The following is a 14,508-nucleotide window of genomic DNA, read 5'->3' as shown; positions in this document are numbered from 1 at the left end:
TTATGGACGATTTATTCAAAAAGATTCAGCAATTAATTGCAGCAAAGTTGGAAATTGAGGAAGATAAGGTTACCTTGGATTCTTCATTCCGGCAAGATTTAGGTGCCGACAGTCTTGACACCTATGAACTTGTTTATGCTCTCGAAGAAGATATGGGTATTAAGATCCCGGACGAAAAAGCAAATGAGTTTGAAACTGTCCGAGACGCCTATGAATTTATCAAATCTCAGCAAAAATAAGTTTTGTTTTAAGGAGCAGCTCTTTGTTTCCGATAAGATGCGGTCTTGAACCCAAGAGGAAGCAGGAGCTCCTTGAGTTCCAAAAGCAAGCGGGATTGAAGTTTAAAGATTTACGCTTGCTTGATCTTGCTTTCCATCACAGGTCCTTTTCCAACGAACATAATAATTTCCACGCAAATAACGAACGCCTAGAGTTTTTAGGGGACTCCGTCCTTGGGCTTGTTGCAGCTTCCTATCTTTATAAGTCCTTTGAAGATAAACCGGAAGGAGAGCTTGCAAAGATAAAGGCTTCCTCCGTTTCCGAAGAGGCTCTGTCCAGGGCTGCCTCTGAATTAAACATAAGTAAGTACTTGGTTTTGGGCCGGGGAGAGGAAATGTCCGGAGGCAGAGAAAAAAAAGCCATCCTTGCCGATGCCCTTGAAGCGGTTATCGGTGCTTACTATCTTGATTCCGGCTTTAAGTATGTTCAAAAATTTGTCCTAAAACTTTTGGAGTCTACAATCAATTCGGTTTTAGAAAAAAAGTTTATAAGCGATTATAAGTCCCTCCTCCAAGAATTGGTTCAGAAGAAATTTAAAACAGTTCCCAAGTACGAGCTTAAAAAGGCGAGCGGCCCCGACCATGACCGCACATTTTGGTTCTCCGTGTCGATAAGCGGGAAGGTTTACGGGCCTCTTTCAGGTAAAACAAAGAAAGAAGCAGAGCAGTCTGTGGCAAAAGTGGCCTATGAAGACCTCTCTTCAGACTATACTGTGTCAAAATAACTCTATTTAAGATGAAATTTTGGCACAATAGTATTTTTTGTCACTCTTTCATTTATATTTTTCTATTCTTAAAATTTAAAAATCACTTAATTTTATTCTTTTGAATTTTATAATTCTATATTGAATATATAGTTATAAAATTGTGCCGAAATGTACAGCTTTTTATTACATCTTGGCATAAAAATTGCTTGTATATAAGTGAAGCTTAAAAGGCAGGTTAATAAAAACCGCTTGAATAGCTTAATAAAACAAATAATAAGCAGGAGGTGCTTTATGAATAGTTTAAGTCTTTTTAGTCCGTCCTTTACGGACAGCGTGTTTGATGCCCTTGATAGGAGTTTAGCTCCCAATTTTGGAGTATTTGCTCCGATCAAGAATGCAAATTGCGGAATGCCCAGCGTGGATATCCGCGAAACAGAGAAGGCCTATGTCATGGAAATGGATCTTCCGGGATATACCGAAAAAGATGTTGAGATCAGCTTAAAGGATAGGCTCATGACAATCTCTTCTTCCAAAAACGAACAAAAGGAAGATAAGGGTGCAGAGTACATCATACGGGAACGAAGCACAAGGCATTTTATGAGGCGGTTTACCTTGCCTGAGGATATAAATCCTGATGAAGTTTCTGCAAAATTTGAAAACGGGGTCTTGGTTGTAGATATTCCGAGAAAGCCGGATACTCAGCCCAAACAAATTGAAATTAAATCTGCATAAGATTGAATTTTACCTCTGTTAACTAGCGGACTGCGTTCTGCCGTATGACTTGCCTTACGGCAGAACGCAGTTTTTTATAATGCTTTTTATAAAAACTGCCGATAAGATTATCGATGGTTTCCGTATATAGACAATATGAAAATTCCAACTTCTCGGTATTGAGCAATTCGCTTTTGCGCAGGGAATTCCTTTACGGCTTAAAATTTTTTTCCGTACAAGAGAATTTTATGAGCGAACAAGGAGAGGTATTGCGTATGAGAATTTCTTTGGCCTGTGTCGAAGCCAGAGCGGTGGTTATCGATGCCTATATTCAAACGGACGGAAACCTTTCATACCTCTTTGTTTTATGCTCATCCATTCTGTCCCCTCAAATTTTTTCTGAAGCCGTAAAAAACATTCTTCCGAATGCGGTTATAGAGGAATTTTATAAGACCCAAGCCGAAGGTTACTTGGAATCTGCCTCTGAAGAAGACCTTGCAAAAAAGCCTATTCCGTTTTTTTCTCCTATAGGGATAAATTCCGAATCAAACCATCTTCTAATTTCACTTTTTATTGAGCATAGGGCTGTCCTTTTGGAGAATAAAAAAGGAGGTCTTTTGGAAAGAGGTTTAAAACAAAGGTCGAAGAGTCTTTTAAATGAGGCTTCCGAAATAAGGAAATATTCTGCCGTTAATTTTAATGTAAACATTTTGTTGTTTGAAAAAGAAAATATCATCCTGTCTATTCCGGTTTTTCAGATTAAAAAAATGGATAAGGATGTTTTTCAAAAAAAGTTTATTCAAATTCTTCCCGAATACGGAGGAAAAAAAATCTATGTAGACGATATTTTTTGCATAAAGAGCATCAATCTTTCAAAGGTAAATTTTACTAAAAAATTGAGGAGGGGAATATATAAAATTATAATCCCTGGTGCTAAGACAATATTGGAATTTAATCTTTTAGTTCCTGCGATGTATGACTGAGGCTTGAAAATAATAGCAAAAAAGCCTATAGACAGACCATAAGTTTTTGTGTAAACTCGAATCCCTATGCGTTATCCTATTTCACAAAAAATGAGAGAAGTTGCTTCTATTTTATCAAATGCCGGTTTTTCGGCCTACCTTGTTGGCGGAGCCGTGAGGGATTGGGTTTTAGGAAAGCCGTGCAAGGATTACGATATAGCGACCGATGCCGAACCCAAGGAAGTTCAGTCCCTTTTCCGAAAGACAATTCCGACGGGGATAGCTCACGGTACAATCACTATTTTGTATAAGGGCGAAAAAATAGAATGTACCACCTTCCGCTGCGAGGCCGATTATTCTGACGGAAGGCGGCCGGACAGCATTAGCTATGTGCGTTCTATCGAAGAAGATTTAAGCCGCAGGGATTTTACGATGAATGCGATAGCCGTTTCTTTAAAGGACGGCTCCGTTGTAGATCCCTTTGAGGGTGTAAAGTCGATAAAAGCAAAGATTATTAAAACCGTAGGGGCTCCCCTTGACCGCTTTGGCGAAGACGGCCTAAGGCCTATCAGGGCAATCCGCTTTGCTTCACAGCTGGGATTTAAAATAGAAGAAGAAACCTTAAAGGCGATTCCTTTAAGTATTGAAGTGTGCAAAAAAGTTTCGATAGAAAGGTTTCGGGACGAATTCGTAAAAATGCTTTTAAGCGGGCATCCTATAATTTCCTTTAAGCTCTTGGAAGAAACAGGACTTTTACAAGTTTTTTTGCCTGAGCTTGCAGCCTGCCGAGGAGTTGAGCAAAAGGGGGTGCACTCCTTCGATGTGCTTGACCACAGTTTTTTAAGCTGCGATGCCGCTCCGCAAGATAATCTTATTGTACGGCTGGCTGCCCTCTTCCACGATATAGGAAAGGTGAGCACCAGAGAAAAAAATGAGTACGGGGACTACACCTTTTATAAGCACGAGGTAGAATCGGAAAGGCTTACAAAAAAAATAATGCAGCGTTTAAAATTTTCTAATAAGGAAATCGAAGATGTCTGCCATCTTGTGGGGCTCCATATGTTCCATTATACGGAAGATTGGAGCGATGCTGCCGTCCGCCGCTTTATCGTAAGAGCCGGAACCGAAAATATACCCAACCTCTTCGATTTGAGGCAGGCCGACGGTTTCGGGATGACAGGAAGGGCTCCCGATTTGAGCAACTTGGTTTCTTTTAAAAAACGGCTTGAAAAGGTCATAGCCGAAGAATCTGCCCTCAGCTTAAAGGACCTGGCTGTAGGCGGCAGGGATTTAATGGAAATCGGAATTGAGGCAGGACCCAAGCTAGGAACAATCTTACAAAAGCTCTTTGAGGCAGTCCTTGAAGACCCTGCACAAAATACCAAGGCACAGCTTTTAAAAATTGCGGCAGCAATAAACGCAAATTTGAGCTAAATTATTGATATAATATAAAAAATATGATAGGTTAAGCTATGTTTGTAAAATTAGATGCGGAATTAACCCCGATTGATCCTCGGACCGAAAAAATAACCGGCCCTGTTGCAGGCTACATAAAATTTAAGGAACTTATCGAGCTGCAAAGCCTCTTAGATCTAGATCCTCTTTTTATCGAGCAGTGCAGCGATTTTTCACAGCAAAACACCCTCGGCGTTTGGGAAGACTACAGTTTCGGCGTTATAAACATAGTCGAAATGGAAAATATTTTTAAAGACCGCGATACTATAGGTCTTTATATATCAAAAAATCTTTTTTTGGCCATAGAAATTATTGACAAGGACTATTCCACACAAAAAGCCTTTGAAGCTGCCTTACAGCAAACTATAGTTAGGGAAAGAAACATTCCTCGTATTTTGAACCGCTTTTTTAAGGAGCTTATCAAGTCCCATGCAGGTGTTTATCACCGCTTTAGAAAAAAAATAGCTGAGCTTGAAATGAGGGTTTGGGAAAAGATTGAAGAAGACAGTCACTTTGAAACAGAGCTTTCGAATATAAACAACGAGCTTTTAACCCTCTTTAGCTATTACGATCAGCTGGAAGATTTTTGCCAAGAATTGGCTGAAAACGAAAACGAGATTTTTACCGAAGAAGAGCTAACAATTATAAACCTTCTTTCAAAAAGGGTAGAGCGTTACGGAGCAAATATCCGTATTTTGAGGGAGTATTCAAATCAGCTGCGGGAGTCCTATCAAGCCCAGCTAGATCTGCACCTAAATAAGATTATGAAAATCTTTACGGTTGTAACTACAATCTTTCTTCCCCTCACCCTTGTAGTAGGCTGGTACGGCATGAACTTTACCCATATGCCCGAACTTTCATGGAAATACGGCTATCTTTCCGTAATACTTTTGAGCGTTGCAATTGTCGTTTTAGGATTAGCCTGGTTTAAGAAGAAAAAACTGATATAAAAATCCTTAGTTGAAGGCTTAAATTACTTATCTTCAACGGCATCGGCCTATAATTGACAAGCTATACTGCTTGTGCTAAACTTAAGATATGATGGATTTTAGTAGAAAACTGCCGATAGGCGTACAGAGTTTTAAGGTACTTCGTAATGATAATTATCTCTATGTTGACAAGACTGAATATGTTTATAAGTTAGCTTCTACAGGACGCGTTTATTTTTTAAGCCGTCCTCGGCGGTTTGGAAAGAGCCTTTTTCTTTCGACATTAGAAGCCTATTTTTTAGGCCAAAAAGAATTGTTCAAGGGCCTAGCGATCGAAAAACTTGAAGAGGCCGAAAAGGGTAAAAGAGAAATTTGGCAGGAGTATCCCGTTTTTTACTTGGACTTTAATGTCGGAAAATATGACTGTATTGAAGCTCTAAATGAAAACCTGCATTTATTTTTAAAAGAAAAGGAGGCGGAATATAATTTAGAGCCTGAAGAGATGTCCTATGCAAAAAGGTTTTCTGCTTTATTAAAAAGAGCTTACGAAAAAACCGGAAAACAGGTAGTTGTACTGATAGACGAGTACGATAAGCCTCTTTTATATTCTATGGAAAATCAGCCTTTGAATGATGAGTACCGTGCCGTCTTAAAATCCTTTTACTCCGTTTTAAAAAGTTCCGACCAATATATACGCCTTGCATTTTTAACGGGAGTGACAAAATTCAGCAAGGTCAGCATATTCAGCGATCTAAACAACTTAAACGATATTAGTTTAGTCCCTCAATTTTCAGGCATCTGCGGAATAACTCATACAGAGCTGCTAAAAACCTTTGAGCCCGAAATAAGGGACTTAGCCGAAGCAAATGAGCTAAGCTATGAGGACTGTATCAAAACCTTACAGCAAAAATATGACGGCTATTGCTTTGTGCCTGAAACAGAAAGAATGTACAATCCCTTCAGCTTACTAAATGTATTTTTCGGGAATCAATTTGAGTATTATTGGTTTGCGACGGGAACGCCTACATTTTTGGTAAATTCTTTAAAGCGGAGCGATTATCACATTCCCAATCTTGACGGCAATGTTGAGATGACTTCGGCTGGACTATCCGATTACAGGGCTGAGGCGGGCTCGGAAATACCCGTATTGTTTCAAGCAGGTTATTTAACGATAAAGGGCTATGATAAGCTCTTGCAGCTTTACAGGCTCGGCTTCCCGAATGACGAGGTTCGTTACGGCTTTTTGTATAATCTTTTCCCGAACTATTGTAATGTAGTTTATGCGGAAGGGCCGTTTTGCATAGCTCAATTTTATCGGGATATAATCGCGGGCCGGGTAGAGGAGTTTATGCAAAGGCTAAAGTCGATAATGGCAAGCCTCCCCTATGATACCGTAAAAAAAGAAAGCGGTGAAAGCATCGCCTTGAGGGAGCACAATTTTCAAGTGTGCGTATACTTGGTCTTTGCTCTTTTAGGACAGTTTATCGAGCTTGAAACTCCTGTTTCCAATGGAAGAACGGATGCCGTAATAAAAACTGACTCAAGCATTTACATCTTTGAGTTTAAGCTAAAAGAAGGTGCCGCTGCCGCCTTAAAACAAATCAAAGAAAAAAACTATGCCGAAAGATTCAAGGCAGAAAACAAAAAAATCGTGCTAATCGGTGTCAGCTTTGATGCGGAAGAAAAGACCGTCGGGGAGTGGATTATTGAAGATGTATAGCCGAATTTAATCAAAATTATGATCGGTGTAAAATATCCCTAAAACAGTCCTTGTCATAAAAACTACTTTCATCGTGGCTGTGGTCATCATACCAAACTTGAGCATAAAAGGGCGATTTTTGCGCCTGCTCGTCAAAATTCCACGGAGGGCACGCACATTCGGGACACCAGTGTCCGGTTTTTAAAACAAGAAAGGGGCTTGCCCTAAATTTGTGCCCGAAAGCACATTTCCACTCAAGCGGAGTGTAAAGGTCTCCTTCTTTCATTTCGGTGCTTAAACAATCTCCTCCCCTAAAGCGGGCAGCTTCCCTTACATCGCTTATATCAAGTTCGCTTTCTTTTTTTGATTCATCATAGCCGTGATTCAGCAAAAAGGATGAAGCCTTGCTTTCTTCTTTTAATTCACTATAGTCCAGGTTTTCACCCGTTTCGGGATTTTTATTTTCGCATAAGAGATTATAGTCCTCCCAGGTTTGAGGAATTTTATCAAAGCTCTCTTTTGAGCCGAAAAAAGCCCTTATTCTTCCTTCAAAATTGTGTTTAATCCAATAAAGAGGGGCGTTGCTGGTTTTTAAAAGAGGTTCTATGGCAAATTTTCTGATAAGACGTGGAAAGGGTTTTCCCAGTTTAAAATACCAAAACTTTTTATCTAGCTTTTTAAAAAAGTCTTCAAAACCTTCATATTGAAAATCAAGATAATCGTTTAAAATATGGGAGTCGTAGAACCAGCCGCAGTGAAAGTTTCGTGCCGCATTCCAATGCGGTTTAAAAACATCCTTTACTGATCTGCCCATGAGCTTAAAGCCCCTATCGAGGGTTTCATAACCTGTCACACGGGCTTCTTTTCCGTTTCCTATATTGTAAACTCTTTTCCAAAAATCTTCAGGCAGGGTTCCGTCTTCATCTTTTTCGATAAGTTTTTTCAGCATGAGGCCTGAGGTGCGGGCTGTTGCCCATTCGATTGGAGTGTTCCAGCCTGTATGGAACATGAGGCCGTCATCCATGTTTTTAAGCATGATGTCATCGTATAAAACTCCCGACTGCCTCAAGGAAACCCAATAGTTTAATCCCGACTCTATTACCTCCCGTTCGGCCATAATCTTTGTAGCCCCGTAAAAGTCAAAAGCTGAAACCAATAGCGGGTCTCCTGTTCTTATCCATGGGTGTTTAAATGTGCGGTTTCCGTATTGGGCTACCGTTCCTATATGGATAAACTTGACCTTGTTTTTGTAAGGCAGCTTTTTTACGGCATTTATCAAATTCAAGGTGCCTAAAAAGTTTGATTTATAGCCCTCGTCAGGATTGTGGTCTATTACGGGAGGAATCATTGCTGCACAGTGTATTATATAATCGGCACTTTCGACGGCTCTTTCGCAGTCTGAAAAGATAGATATGTCGCCGAAGATAATTTTTAAGTTTTCACGGTATTTTTTTTGCAAAGATGCTGCCAATCGGCGGTTTGCTTTTTTTTCGCGTAAGATAATTCTTATATTGTATTTTCCGGTTTCGGCAATTTGTTTTAAGACTTCAGAGCCCATTGAGCCGGATGCTCCGGTAATTAAGATTGTCTTTTTCATTTGTGTATAGTATAAGACTTTTTTTACTTTTTCAAGCCCCCGATATTCTGAACTGCTACTTGAAACAAAACAAAAAAAAAGATATAATCCCCTCCGTAGTAATGGATGATTTTAGAATAATTTCGTGGGATGAGCTTGTTGAATCAGGCTCGTGTGTTTTCCCCGAAGGAAAAGAAACAGCGATTAGTGTCGGAGGCTTTGACGGTCCTCACAAAGGCCATGACGAACTTCTAAGACGGGTCTTGGATTATGCTTCTCAAAAAGCCCTTATTCCGGGGCTTGTTACTTTTTTCCGTTCTCCTGCAGCATCTAAAAATAAGGCTTACGCGGGGGATGTTTCGTCATTGAGGCTTAGATTAAAAAAGTTTCAGGAATTAGGTTTTCATTTCATTGTACTTATTGACTTTTCCGCAGGATTTGCTAAAATAGAAGGAACTGCGTTCTTTGATATTCTTATAAAGACTATCCGTATGAAGTATTTGGCTGTAGGCAGCGACTTTTTATGCGGATATCGCCGAGGATTAGGGGCTGCCGATTTAAAGAAAATAGCCCCTCAGAAAGGCTTTTGCTTTGATTCCATCGATCCCATGAATCACGGCCCCGTTAAGGTTAGCTCAAGTGCTATCAGGGAGGCTGTAGGTTTAGGGGATTTTTCCCTTGCAAAAGATCTTTTAGGTTATCCTTTTTTATTTGATTTCGTAAGTTTGCCGTGGGAGGTAAAGGACAAGAATAATATTTTTGCTCCCAAGGCATATATATCGCAGATTCTTCCGCAAAGCGGGAAGTATAGGGTGTTGGTTAGAAAGGTAGACGGAAAAGAACAAGAAGCTCATTTGTTTGTAAATGCCGACTGTATTCTTTTAAGCTTTACCGAAGAGGCTGCAAAGGCCTTTGACCTAAAAAACCTAAATAATTTTGACACCATAGAGTTTATTTGTAAGGAGTAAGTAATGGCAGTTACTAAAGAACAAAAAGCATCGATTGTAAAGAAATTCGGTGCAAGCGAAAAAGACACAGGTGATGTAAAGGTGCAAATTGCTTTATTGACCGAAAAAATTAACCAGTTGACAAGCCACTGCAAAGTGCATCCGAAAGATGCAAGCAGCCGACGAGGTTTGATCAGCATGGTAGGTCACAGGCGCAGTTTGCTTAAATACTATCGCCGAACAGACATTGAAGGTTATAGAACTATTCTTAAAGATCTTAACCTTAGAAAGTAGTTTGATAAGGTACAAGGGCTGTTTGTATTATGACTTTTCCTTGTACCTTTATCTTTATTTATTGAGTTTTAAAATTGATTTAATTTTAAAGAAGAAATTTTGAAAGAGAAGAAGATGAGAAAAAGAGTAACTTATAAAATCGGCGAACATGATTTAATTTTAGAAACCGGTTATTTGGCAAAACAGGCCAACGGTTCTATTTATGCGGAATATGCCGGTTCCGCAATTTTAGCTACAATCTGCGCCTCGGGACAGGCTCAGGAAGGTTTAGACTATGTCCCCCTAACGGTTGACTATAACGAAAAATATTATGCAGCCGGAAAAATCCCCGGCGGCTTTATAAAGAGGGAGGGTAGACCCAAGGACAAAGAGATCCTTGTATCCCGCCTTATAGACAGGCCCATGCGCCCCTTATTTAAAAAAGAATTCGGAAGAGAGATTCAGCTGGTTCCTACCTGCATTTCGACCGATATGATAAATCCGCCCGACATCCTTGCAGTTATTGCAAGCTCTGCGGCTGTTCATATTTCGGACATTCCCTTTGACGGCCCTGTTGCAGCTGCCCGTGTTGCCTATAAAAACGGCGAATACATCATAAACCCGACCTTCAGCCAAATTGAAACTGCCGATATGGAAATTGTAGTTGCCGGAACAAAGGAAGGCATTACCATGGTTGAAGGCGGCGCTAACGAAGTTTCCGAAGAGGTTATGCTCACAGCCTTGGAAAAGGCCCATGAAATGATCAAGGCTCTTTGTAAGATGCAGGAAGACTTGCGCGAACTTGCAGGAAAAGAAAAACTTCCCCTAGTTCCCCTTGAAGCCGAGCTTGAAAACAAACAGGCCATTTATGACGAAGCCTTCCCCCGCTTAAGCAAGACCCTCTATCTTTCCACAAAGATGGAGCGCCGCGAAGAATCGGACAAAGTAAAAAAAGAATTGGCCGAAAAATATGCCGAGCAGCTTGAAGACGAAATTCAGCTGAAGCTTTTTAATGCCCTCTTTGAAGAGATGGAATATAATATTTTAAGAACAAACATCTTGGACAAGGGCTTGCGCGTTGACGGAAGAGGAACTAAGGATATCCGTCCCATAACCTGCGAAATCGGAGTTCTTCCCCGGCCCCACGGTTCGGCAGTCTTTACTCGAGGCGAAACCCAGTCCTTGGGGGTAGTAACAATCGGAACAGTCTTTGACGAACAAATATACGATGATATCGAAGGCGACAGAAGAGAAAACTTTATTCTTCACTATAACTTCCCGCCCTTCTCTGTAGGAGAGGTCGGAAGACTCGGAACAGGAAGAAGAGAAATCGGGCACGGTAACCTTGCTCACCGCTCCCTCTATCCTATGGTTCCCGAAAGAGAAAAAATTCCCTTATACTGTCCGCGTAGTTTCTGAAGTTTTGGAGTCGAACGGATCTTCTTCGATGGCTACAGTATGTTCAGGAACCCTTTCCATGCTTCATGCCGGTGTTCCCATGAAAAAGCCTGTTGCAGGTATTGCCATGGGTCTTATCACCGAAGGAAATGACCGCTACGCCATTCTTTCCGACATTCTCGGGGAAGAAGACCACTTAGGCGATATGGACTTTAAGGTCGCAGGTACGGCCGACGGAATTACGGGCTTCCAGATGGATATAAAGATTGCAGGTGTTTCGCCTGAAATTATGAAAAATGCCCTTGCTCAGGCCAAAGAAGGAAGAATGCACATTCTCGGTATAATGAATCAGTGTATTTCCGCTCCTAACGAGGAGCTTTCCCAATATGCTCCAAGGGTTGAAGTTATGACCATCCCCGAAGACAAAATCGGAGCTTTAATCGGCCCCGGCGGAAAGAATGTAAAAGCTATTTCCGATAAGTATAACGTAACAATCAATACCGAAAATGACGGAACGGTAACCATTTACGGCAAGGACGGTTCTTCCGACCTCAAGGGTGCAAAACTCATCGTTAAGGGTATCACAAGCGATCCTGAGGTAGGCATAATCTATGACGGAGTTGTAAAGAAGATTATGGACTTCGGTGCCTTTGTCGAAATCCTTCCCGGAAAAGAGGGGCTTTGCCATATTTCAAAGCTTTCTCGCTCCAGAGTAGAAAAAGGTCTCTGATGTGCTTAAAGAAGGACAAGAAATTCCTGTAAAGCTTTTGGAAATCGATAAGCTCGGAAGGCTCAATCTTTCTTATATTGATGCTCTTGAAGATCGTTCAAAATAAAAAAAGAAGCATGAGCCGATTTATCGGCCCATGCTTTTAAAATTTGCAGGGGAGTAGGTTTTGATGGAAGTTTTTACAAAATTAAAAGAGGGGACTGTTTTACCCGAATACAAAACAAGCGGATCTGCCGGTGCGGATTTGCGAGCTTTTATCGAAGAGCCCATTATCCTAAGACCCATGCAAAGATGCTTAATTCCTACAGGCCTTTCGGTTGAACTCCCTAAGGGAATTGAGCTTCAGGTGAGACCCCGTTCCGGGCTTGCCCTAAAACACGGTGTTACGGTTTTAAACACTCCGGGCACTGTGGATTCGGATTACAGGGGTGAGTTAGCTGTACTTTTAATCAATCTCGGCACCGAGGATTTTAAGATAGAAAACGGAGACCGCATTGCCCAAGCCGTTATTGCCCAAGCTATTCAGGCCGACTTTGTTCAAAAAGATGAATTATCCAATACGGAGCGGGGAACAGGAGGCTACGGCTCTACCGGAATTGCATGATCAAAAAGAGCTTGGTTTATGAAATGTCCATCATTTAATCATAAAATAATCTTTTTCTATGTTTTTAAAGAACTTCTTTTATATTTTATAGTTTCTTTTTTGTTCTTCTTTTTTATTTTTTTTGTAAACCAGATTCTTTTGATGGCCGAAGAAATTTTATCGAAAAAAGCTCCCATAAAAGATGTTTTATTGCTCTTGTTTTATTCTCTTCCTTTTATAATAGCAACTACAGCACCCTATGCAGCCTTGATAGGAACCCTCATGTGCTTAGGCCGTTTTTCGGCTGATCATGAATTTATTTCGATGAATGCCTTGGGGGTTTCGACCTCATTTATTTTGATACCGGTTTTTGCTCTTGGAGTGTTTGTTTCTGTAGGTTCATTTATAACAAACGATATTTTGATTCCCAGAGGGACTATAAAATTTAATGAGGTTCTTTATAACATTGCGTCTTCAACCCCAGCCCTTGAGCTTGAATCGTATTCGGTAAAACGAAATGACAATTCTATAGTTGTTTCAGGCTTGATAAAGGATAATTCCATCCATGATCTTTTGATAATAGACTCAAGCCAAAAAGGTGCAAAAAGATTTTTGTCAGCTTCAAGAACCGATGTAAAAAAATCCAACGATATATCGATTATTATGCAGCTTGAGATGCTCAATCCTCGTCTTATAAATTTGGACTTAAACAATAGGGCTAAATTTGATGCCGTATATGGAGAAAGTATAATCTACAATGTTCTTGCAAAGGATGTAGCTCCTAAATTTATTTCAAGCTCAGGTCCGGATAAGATGACCTCATATGATTTAATAAAGGATATAAGACAAAAAAAAGAAGCGGGGGATACAAGTCCGCGCCTTTTAAATATCTATATTATGGAACTTCACCGTAAATTTTCCGTTCCCTTTGGTTCCTTCTTTTTTGTATTGTTGGCCTTCGCGATAAGCCGTGCCGGAAAAACTTATGATCAGAGTACGGGCTTTATTGTTGGGCTTTTAATTTCCGTAGCTTATTGGGCCTTTTTGATAGGCGGGCAAATGCTCTGCCTTGAATCGGGCTTAGATATAAACGGGGCCATGGTAATGTGGTTTCCCAATGTTTTGTTGGTTATATGTACGGCAGTGATTGCAATCAAGAGGATTTTCAAATGAGTCTGCTTCAAAGGTATTTGCTTAAACTTTTTATTCCGGCCTTCATTGTTGCAATGCTTTTTTTTATTTTGCTCTTGCAGCTGGGCGACTTATTTGCTAACATAGTTGCATATCTTCAAAATGGGGCTCAGTTTAAAGATATTGTAATGGTTATGTGGCTCTATATTCCTAAATGTATTGCCTACTCCGTGCCTTTGGCCATTCTTTTTGCCGGTTCATATACGATGGGAAATTTATATGTGCAAAATGAGCTTACCTCGATATTTTCGGCAGGAATCTCTTTGGCTCGTTTTACGCTGCCGCTTTTGGTTTTGGGATTTGTCTTTTCGGTCGGTATGATTTTTTTTGAAGACAATATTGTCATAAAATATTTTTATGAAAAAACAAAGCTTTCAAAAAAACTTTTGCAAGAGGAAGAAAGTTTGGATACTCAGGATTTGGTAATTTTATCCGAACTTGGCAAAACCGTATACACGGCTGACTATTTTAATGCCGAAAATCAAACTCTTTTAAATGCCTACATAATAATCCGTGATGAAGACGGAAATTTGTCTTTTATTATTAAAAGTAACAGAATGATATGGCAGGATGACCGTTGGACTGCCGACAGTGCAGAGGTCTACGGCTTTGATTCAAAAGATACTGTAAGTTTTTTGACCTCTATTCCCGATGAGATCGTTCTTGCTGAACCTCCATCCAATTTTCAAAAAAATTTAAGCTCTGTAGACGAAATGAGAATTTCGGAAGCGAAAGAATTTATAGCAGCTCTCAAAAAAAACGGCCTTCCGTATTATGAGGCTCTTTCAAAATACCACAGGCGTTTTTCGTTTCCTTTTACTATTTTTATAGTTTTGTTTTTTTCGATTTCTTTGGGCGGTAAATTTAAAAAAAATATCCTTCTGATGAGTATCTTGTTCAGCTTAGGAATAGCGACCCTGTTTTATGTTACCGAAATGGTTACCATGTTAAGTGCCAAGTGGGAATACATCTCCCCCCTTGCAGGAGCTTGGACTCCTATTTTTATATTCTCAATTTTAAGTATCTTATTACTAAAAAAATCTAGAACTTAAAACAAGAATTTGCCTAA

At 40.1% G+C, this 14,508-nt stretch carries 13 protein-coding genes and 1 pseudogene; 13 read left to right on the top strand and 1 reads right to left on the bottom strand.

The features are described from left to right. The first annotated feature begins 2 nt into the window (after positions 1 to 2). The 7 genes from acpP (at position 3) to E4O00_RS08710 (ending at position 6,762) form a co-directional block, all read left to right on the top strand. Entirely contained in the window at positions 3 to 239 is a 237-nt protein-coding gene (gene acpP, locus E4O00_RS08740) for an acyl carrier protein (protein ID WP_253676991.1), read from the top strand. 23 nt (positions 240 to 262) lie between these two features. After that, positions 263 to 1,003 carry a ribonuclease III gene (gene rnc / locus E4O00_RS08735; RefSeq protein WP_253676990.1) on the top strand — a complete coding sequence of 247 codons (741 nt, stop codon included), beginning with the start codon at positions 263 to 265 and terminating at the stop codon, positions 1,001 to 1,003. A 273-nt stretch (positions 1,004 to 1,276) separates the two neighbouring features. Next, positions 1,277 to 1,717, top strand: coding sequence for an Hsp20/alpha crystallin family protein (locus E4O00_RS08730; RefSeq protein WP_253676989.1), 441 nt, complete (start codon positions 1,277 to 1,279; stop codon positions 1,715 to 1,717). A 113-nt stretch (positions 1,718 to 1,830) separates the two neighbouring features. Continuing rightward, entirely contained in the window at positions 1,831 to 2,679 is an 849-nt protein-coding gene (locus E4O00_RS08725; protein WP_371922691.1) for a hypothetical protein, read from the top strand. Positions 2,680 to 2,745: 66 nt separating this feature from the next. Then, positions 2,746 to 4,092, top strand: a complete 1,347-nt coding sequence (locus E4O00_RS08720; RefSeq protein ID WP_253676987.1) for a CCA tRNA nucleotidyltransferase — start codon at positions 2,746 to 2,748, stop codon at positions 4,090 to 4,092. Between the two features lie 38 nt (positions 4,093 to 4,130). Then, positions 4,131 to 5,063 (top strand): magnesium transporter CorA family protein, encoded by a 933-nt coding sequence (locus E4O00_RS08715; RefSeq protein ID WP_253676986.1) that lies wholly within the window; start codon positions 4,131 to 4,133, stop codon positions 5,061 to 5,063. 91 nt (positions 5,064 to 5,154) lie between these two features. Beyond that, positions 5,155 to 6,762: an ATP-binding protein gene (locus tag E4O00_RS08710; RefSeq protein ID WP_253679705.1), complete on the top strand. Its 1,608-nt coding sequence runs from the start codon at positions 5,155 to 5,157 to the stop codon at positions 6,760 to 6,762. Between the two features lie 16 nt (positions 6,763 to 6,778). Here E4O00_RS08710 and E4O00_RS08705 read toward each other — a convergent pair whose 3' ends face one another. Next, positions 6,779 to 8,338, bottom strand: a complete 1,560-nt coding sequence (locus E4O00_RS08705) for an NAD-dependent epimerase/dehydratase family protein (protein ID WP_253676985.1) — start codon at positions 8,336 to 8,338, stop codon at positions 6,779 to 6,781. 101 nt (positions 8,339 to 8,439) lie between these two features. Between E4O00_RS08705 and E4O00_RS08700 the strand changes: the two genes are divergently transcribed. The 6 genes and pseudogenes from E4O00_RS08700 to E4O00_RS08675 all read left to right on the top strand — a co-directional run bounded on the left by E4O00_RS08700 (position 8,440) and on the right by E4O00_RS08675 (position 14,491). After that, complete coding sequence (locus tag E4O00_RS08700; RefSeq protein WP_371922728.1) at positions 8,440 to 9,285, top strand: FAD synthetase family protein; 846 nt, start codon at positions 8,440 to 8,442, stop codon at positions 9,283 to 9,285. A 3-nt stretch (positions 9,286 to 9,288) separates the two neighbouring features. Continuing rightward, the gene (gene rpsO, locus E4O00_RS08695; RefSeq protein ID WP_253676983.1) at positions 9,289 to 9,558 is read left to right on the top strand and encodes a 30S ribosomal protein S15; all 270 of its coding nucleotides are present in this window, start codon (positions 9,289 to 9,291) and stop codon (positions 9,556 to 9,558) included. Positions 9,559 to 9,672: 114 nt separating this feature from the next. Continuing rightward, positions 9,673 to 11,771, top strand: a pseudogene (gene pnp, locus E4O00_RS08690) (polyribonucleotide nucleotidyltransferase). Between the two features lie 63 nt (positions 11,772 to 11,834). Next, on the top strand, positions 11,835 to 12,269 hold the full coding sequence (gene dut, locus E4O00_RS08685) for a dUTP diphosphatase (RefSeq protein ID WP_253679703.1): 435 nt from the start codon (positions 11,835 to 11,837) through the stop codon (positions 12,267 to 12,269). Positions 12,270 to 12,287: 18 nt separating this feature from the next. After that, positions 12,288 to 13,421 carry an LptF/LptG family permease gene (locus E4O00_RS08680; protein ID WP_253676982.1) on the top strand — a complete coding sequence of 378 codons (1,134 nt, stop codon included), beginning with the start codon at positions 12,288 to 12,290 and terminating at the stop codon, positions 13,419 to 13,421. Next, complete coding sequence (locus E4O00_RS08675; RefSeq protein WP_253676981.1) at positions 13,418 to 14,491, top strand: LptF/LptG family permease; 1,074 nt, start codon at positions 13,418 to 13,420, stop codon at positions 14,489 to 14,491. Before E4O00_RS08680 ends, E4O00_RS08675 begins: the two co-directional genes overlap by 4 nt. Positions 14,492 to 14,508 lie beyond the last annotated feature (17 nt).

The organism is Treponema sp. OMZ 788 (assembly GCF_024181245.1).
Lineage (GTDB): Bacteria > Spirochaetota > Spirochaetia > Treponematales > Treponemataceae > Treponema_B.
The sequence above is the reverse complement of the archived record's forward strand: the minus strand, read 5'-3'. Positions and strand labels throughout refer to the sequence as shown.

Bases quoted from the DNA above. Each gene is read 5' to 3' on its own strand.
- acpP (WP_253676991.1), top strand. From the start codon at position 3: ATGGACGATTTATTCAAAAAGATTCAGCAATTAATTGCAGCAAAGTTG.
- E4O00_RS08730 (WP_253676989.1), top strand. From the start codon at position 1,277: ATGAATAGTTTAAGTCTTTTTAGTCCGTCCTTTACGGACAGCGTGTTT.
- E4O00_RS08725 (WP_371922691.1), top strand. From the start codon at position 1,831: ATGGTTTCCGTATATAGACAATATGAAAATTCCAACTTCTCGGTATTG.
- E4O00_RS08720 (WP_253676987.1), top strand. From the start codon at position 2,746: ATGCGTTATCCTATTTCACAAAAAATGAGAGAAGTTGCTTCTATTTTA.
- E4O00_RS08715 (WP_253676986.1), top strand. From the start codon at position 4,131: ATGTTTGTAAAATTAGATGCGGAATTAACCCCGATTGATCCTCGGACC.
- E4O00_RS08710 (WP_253679705.1), top strand. From the start codon at position 5,155: ATGGATTTTAGTAGAAAACTGCCGATAGGCGTACAGAGTTTTAAGGTA.
- E4O00_RS08705 (WP_253676985.1), bottom strand. From the start codon at position 8,338: ATGAAAAAGACAATCTTAATTACCGGAGCATCCGGCTCAATGGGCTCT.
- E4O00_RS08700 (WP_371922728.1), top strand. From the start codon at position 8,440: ATGGATGATTTTAGAATAATTTCGTGGGATGAGCTTGTTGAATCAGGC.
- rpsO (WP_253676983.1), top strand. From the start codon at position 9,289: ATGGCAGTTACTAAAGAACAAAAAGCATCGATTGTAAAGAAATTCGGT.
- dut (WP_253679703.1), top strand. From the start codon at position 11,835: ATGGAAGTTTTTACAAAATTAAAAGAGGGGACTGTTTTACCCGAATAC.
- E4O00_RS08680 (WP_253676982.1), top strand. From the start codon at position 12,288: ATGAAATGTCCATCATTTAATCATAAAATAATCTTTTTCTATGTTTTT.
- E4O00_RS08675 (WP_253676981.1), top strand. From the start codon at position 13,418: ATGAGTCTGCTTCAAAGGTATTTGCTTAAACTTTTTATTCCGGCCTTC.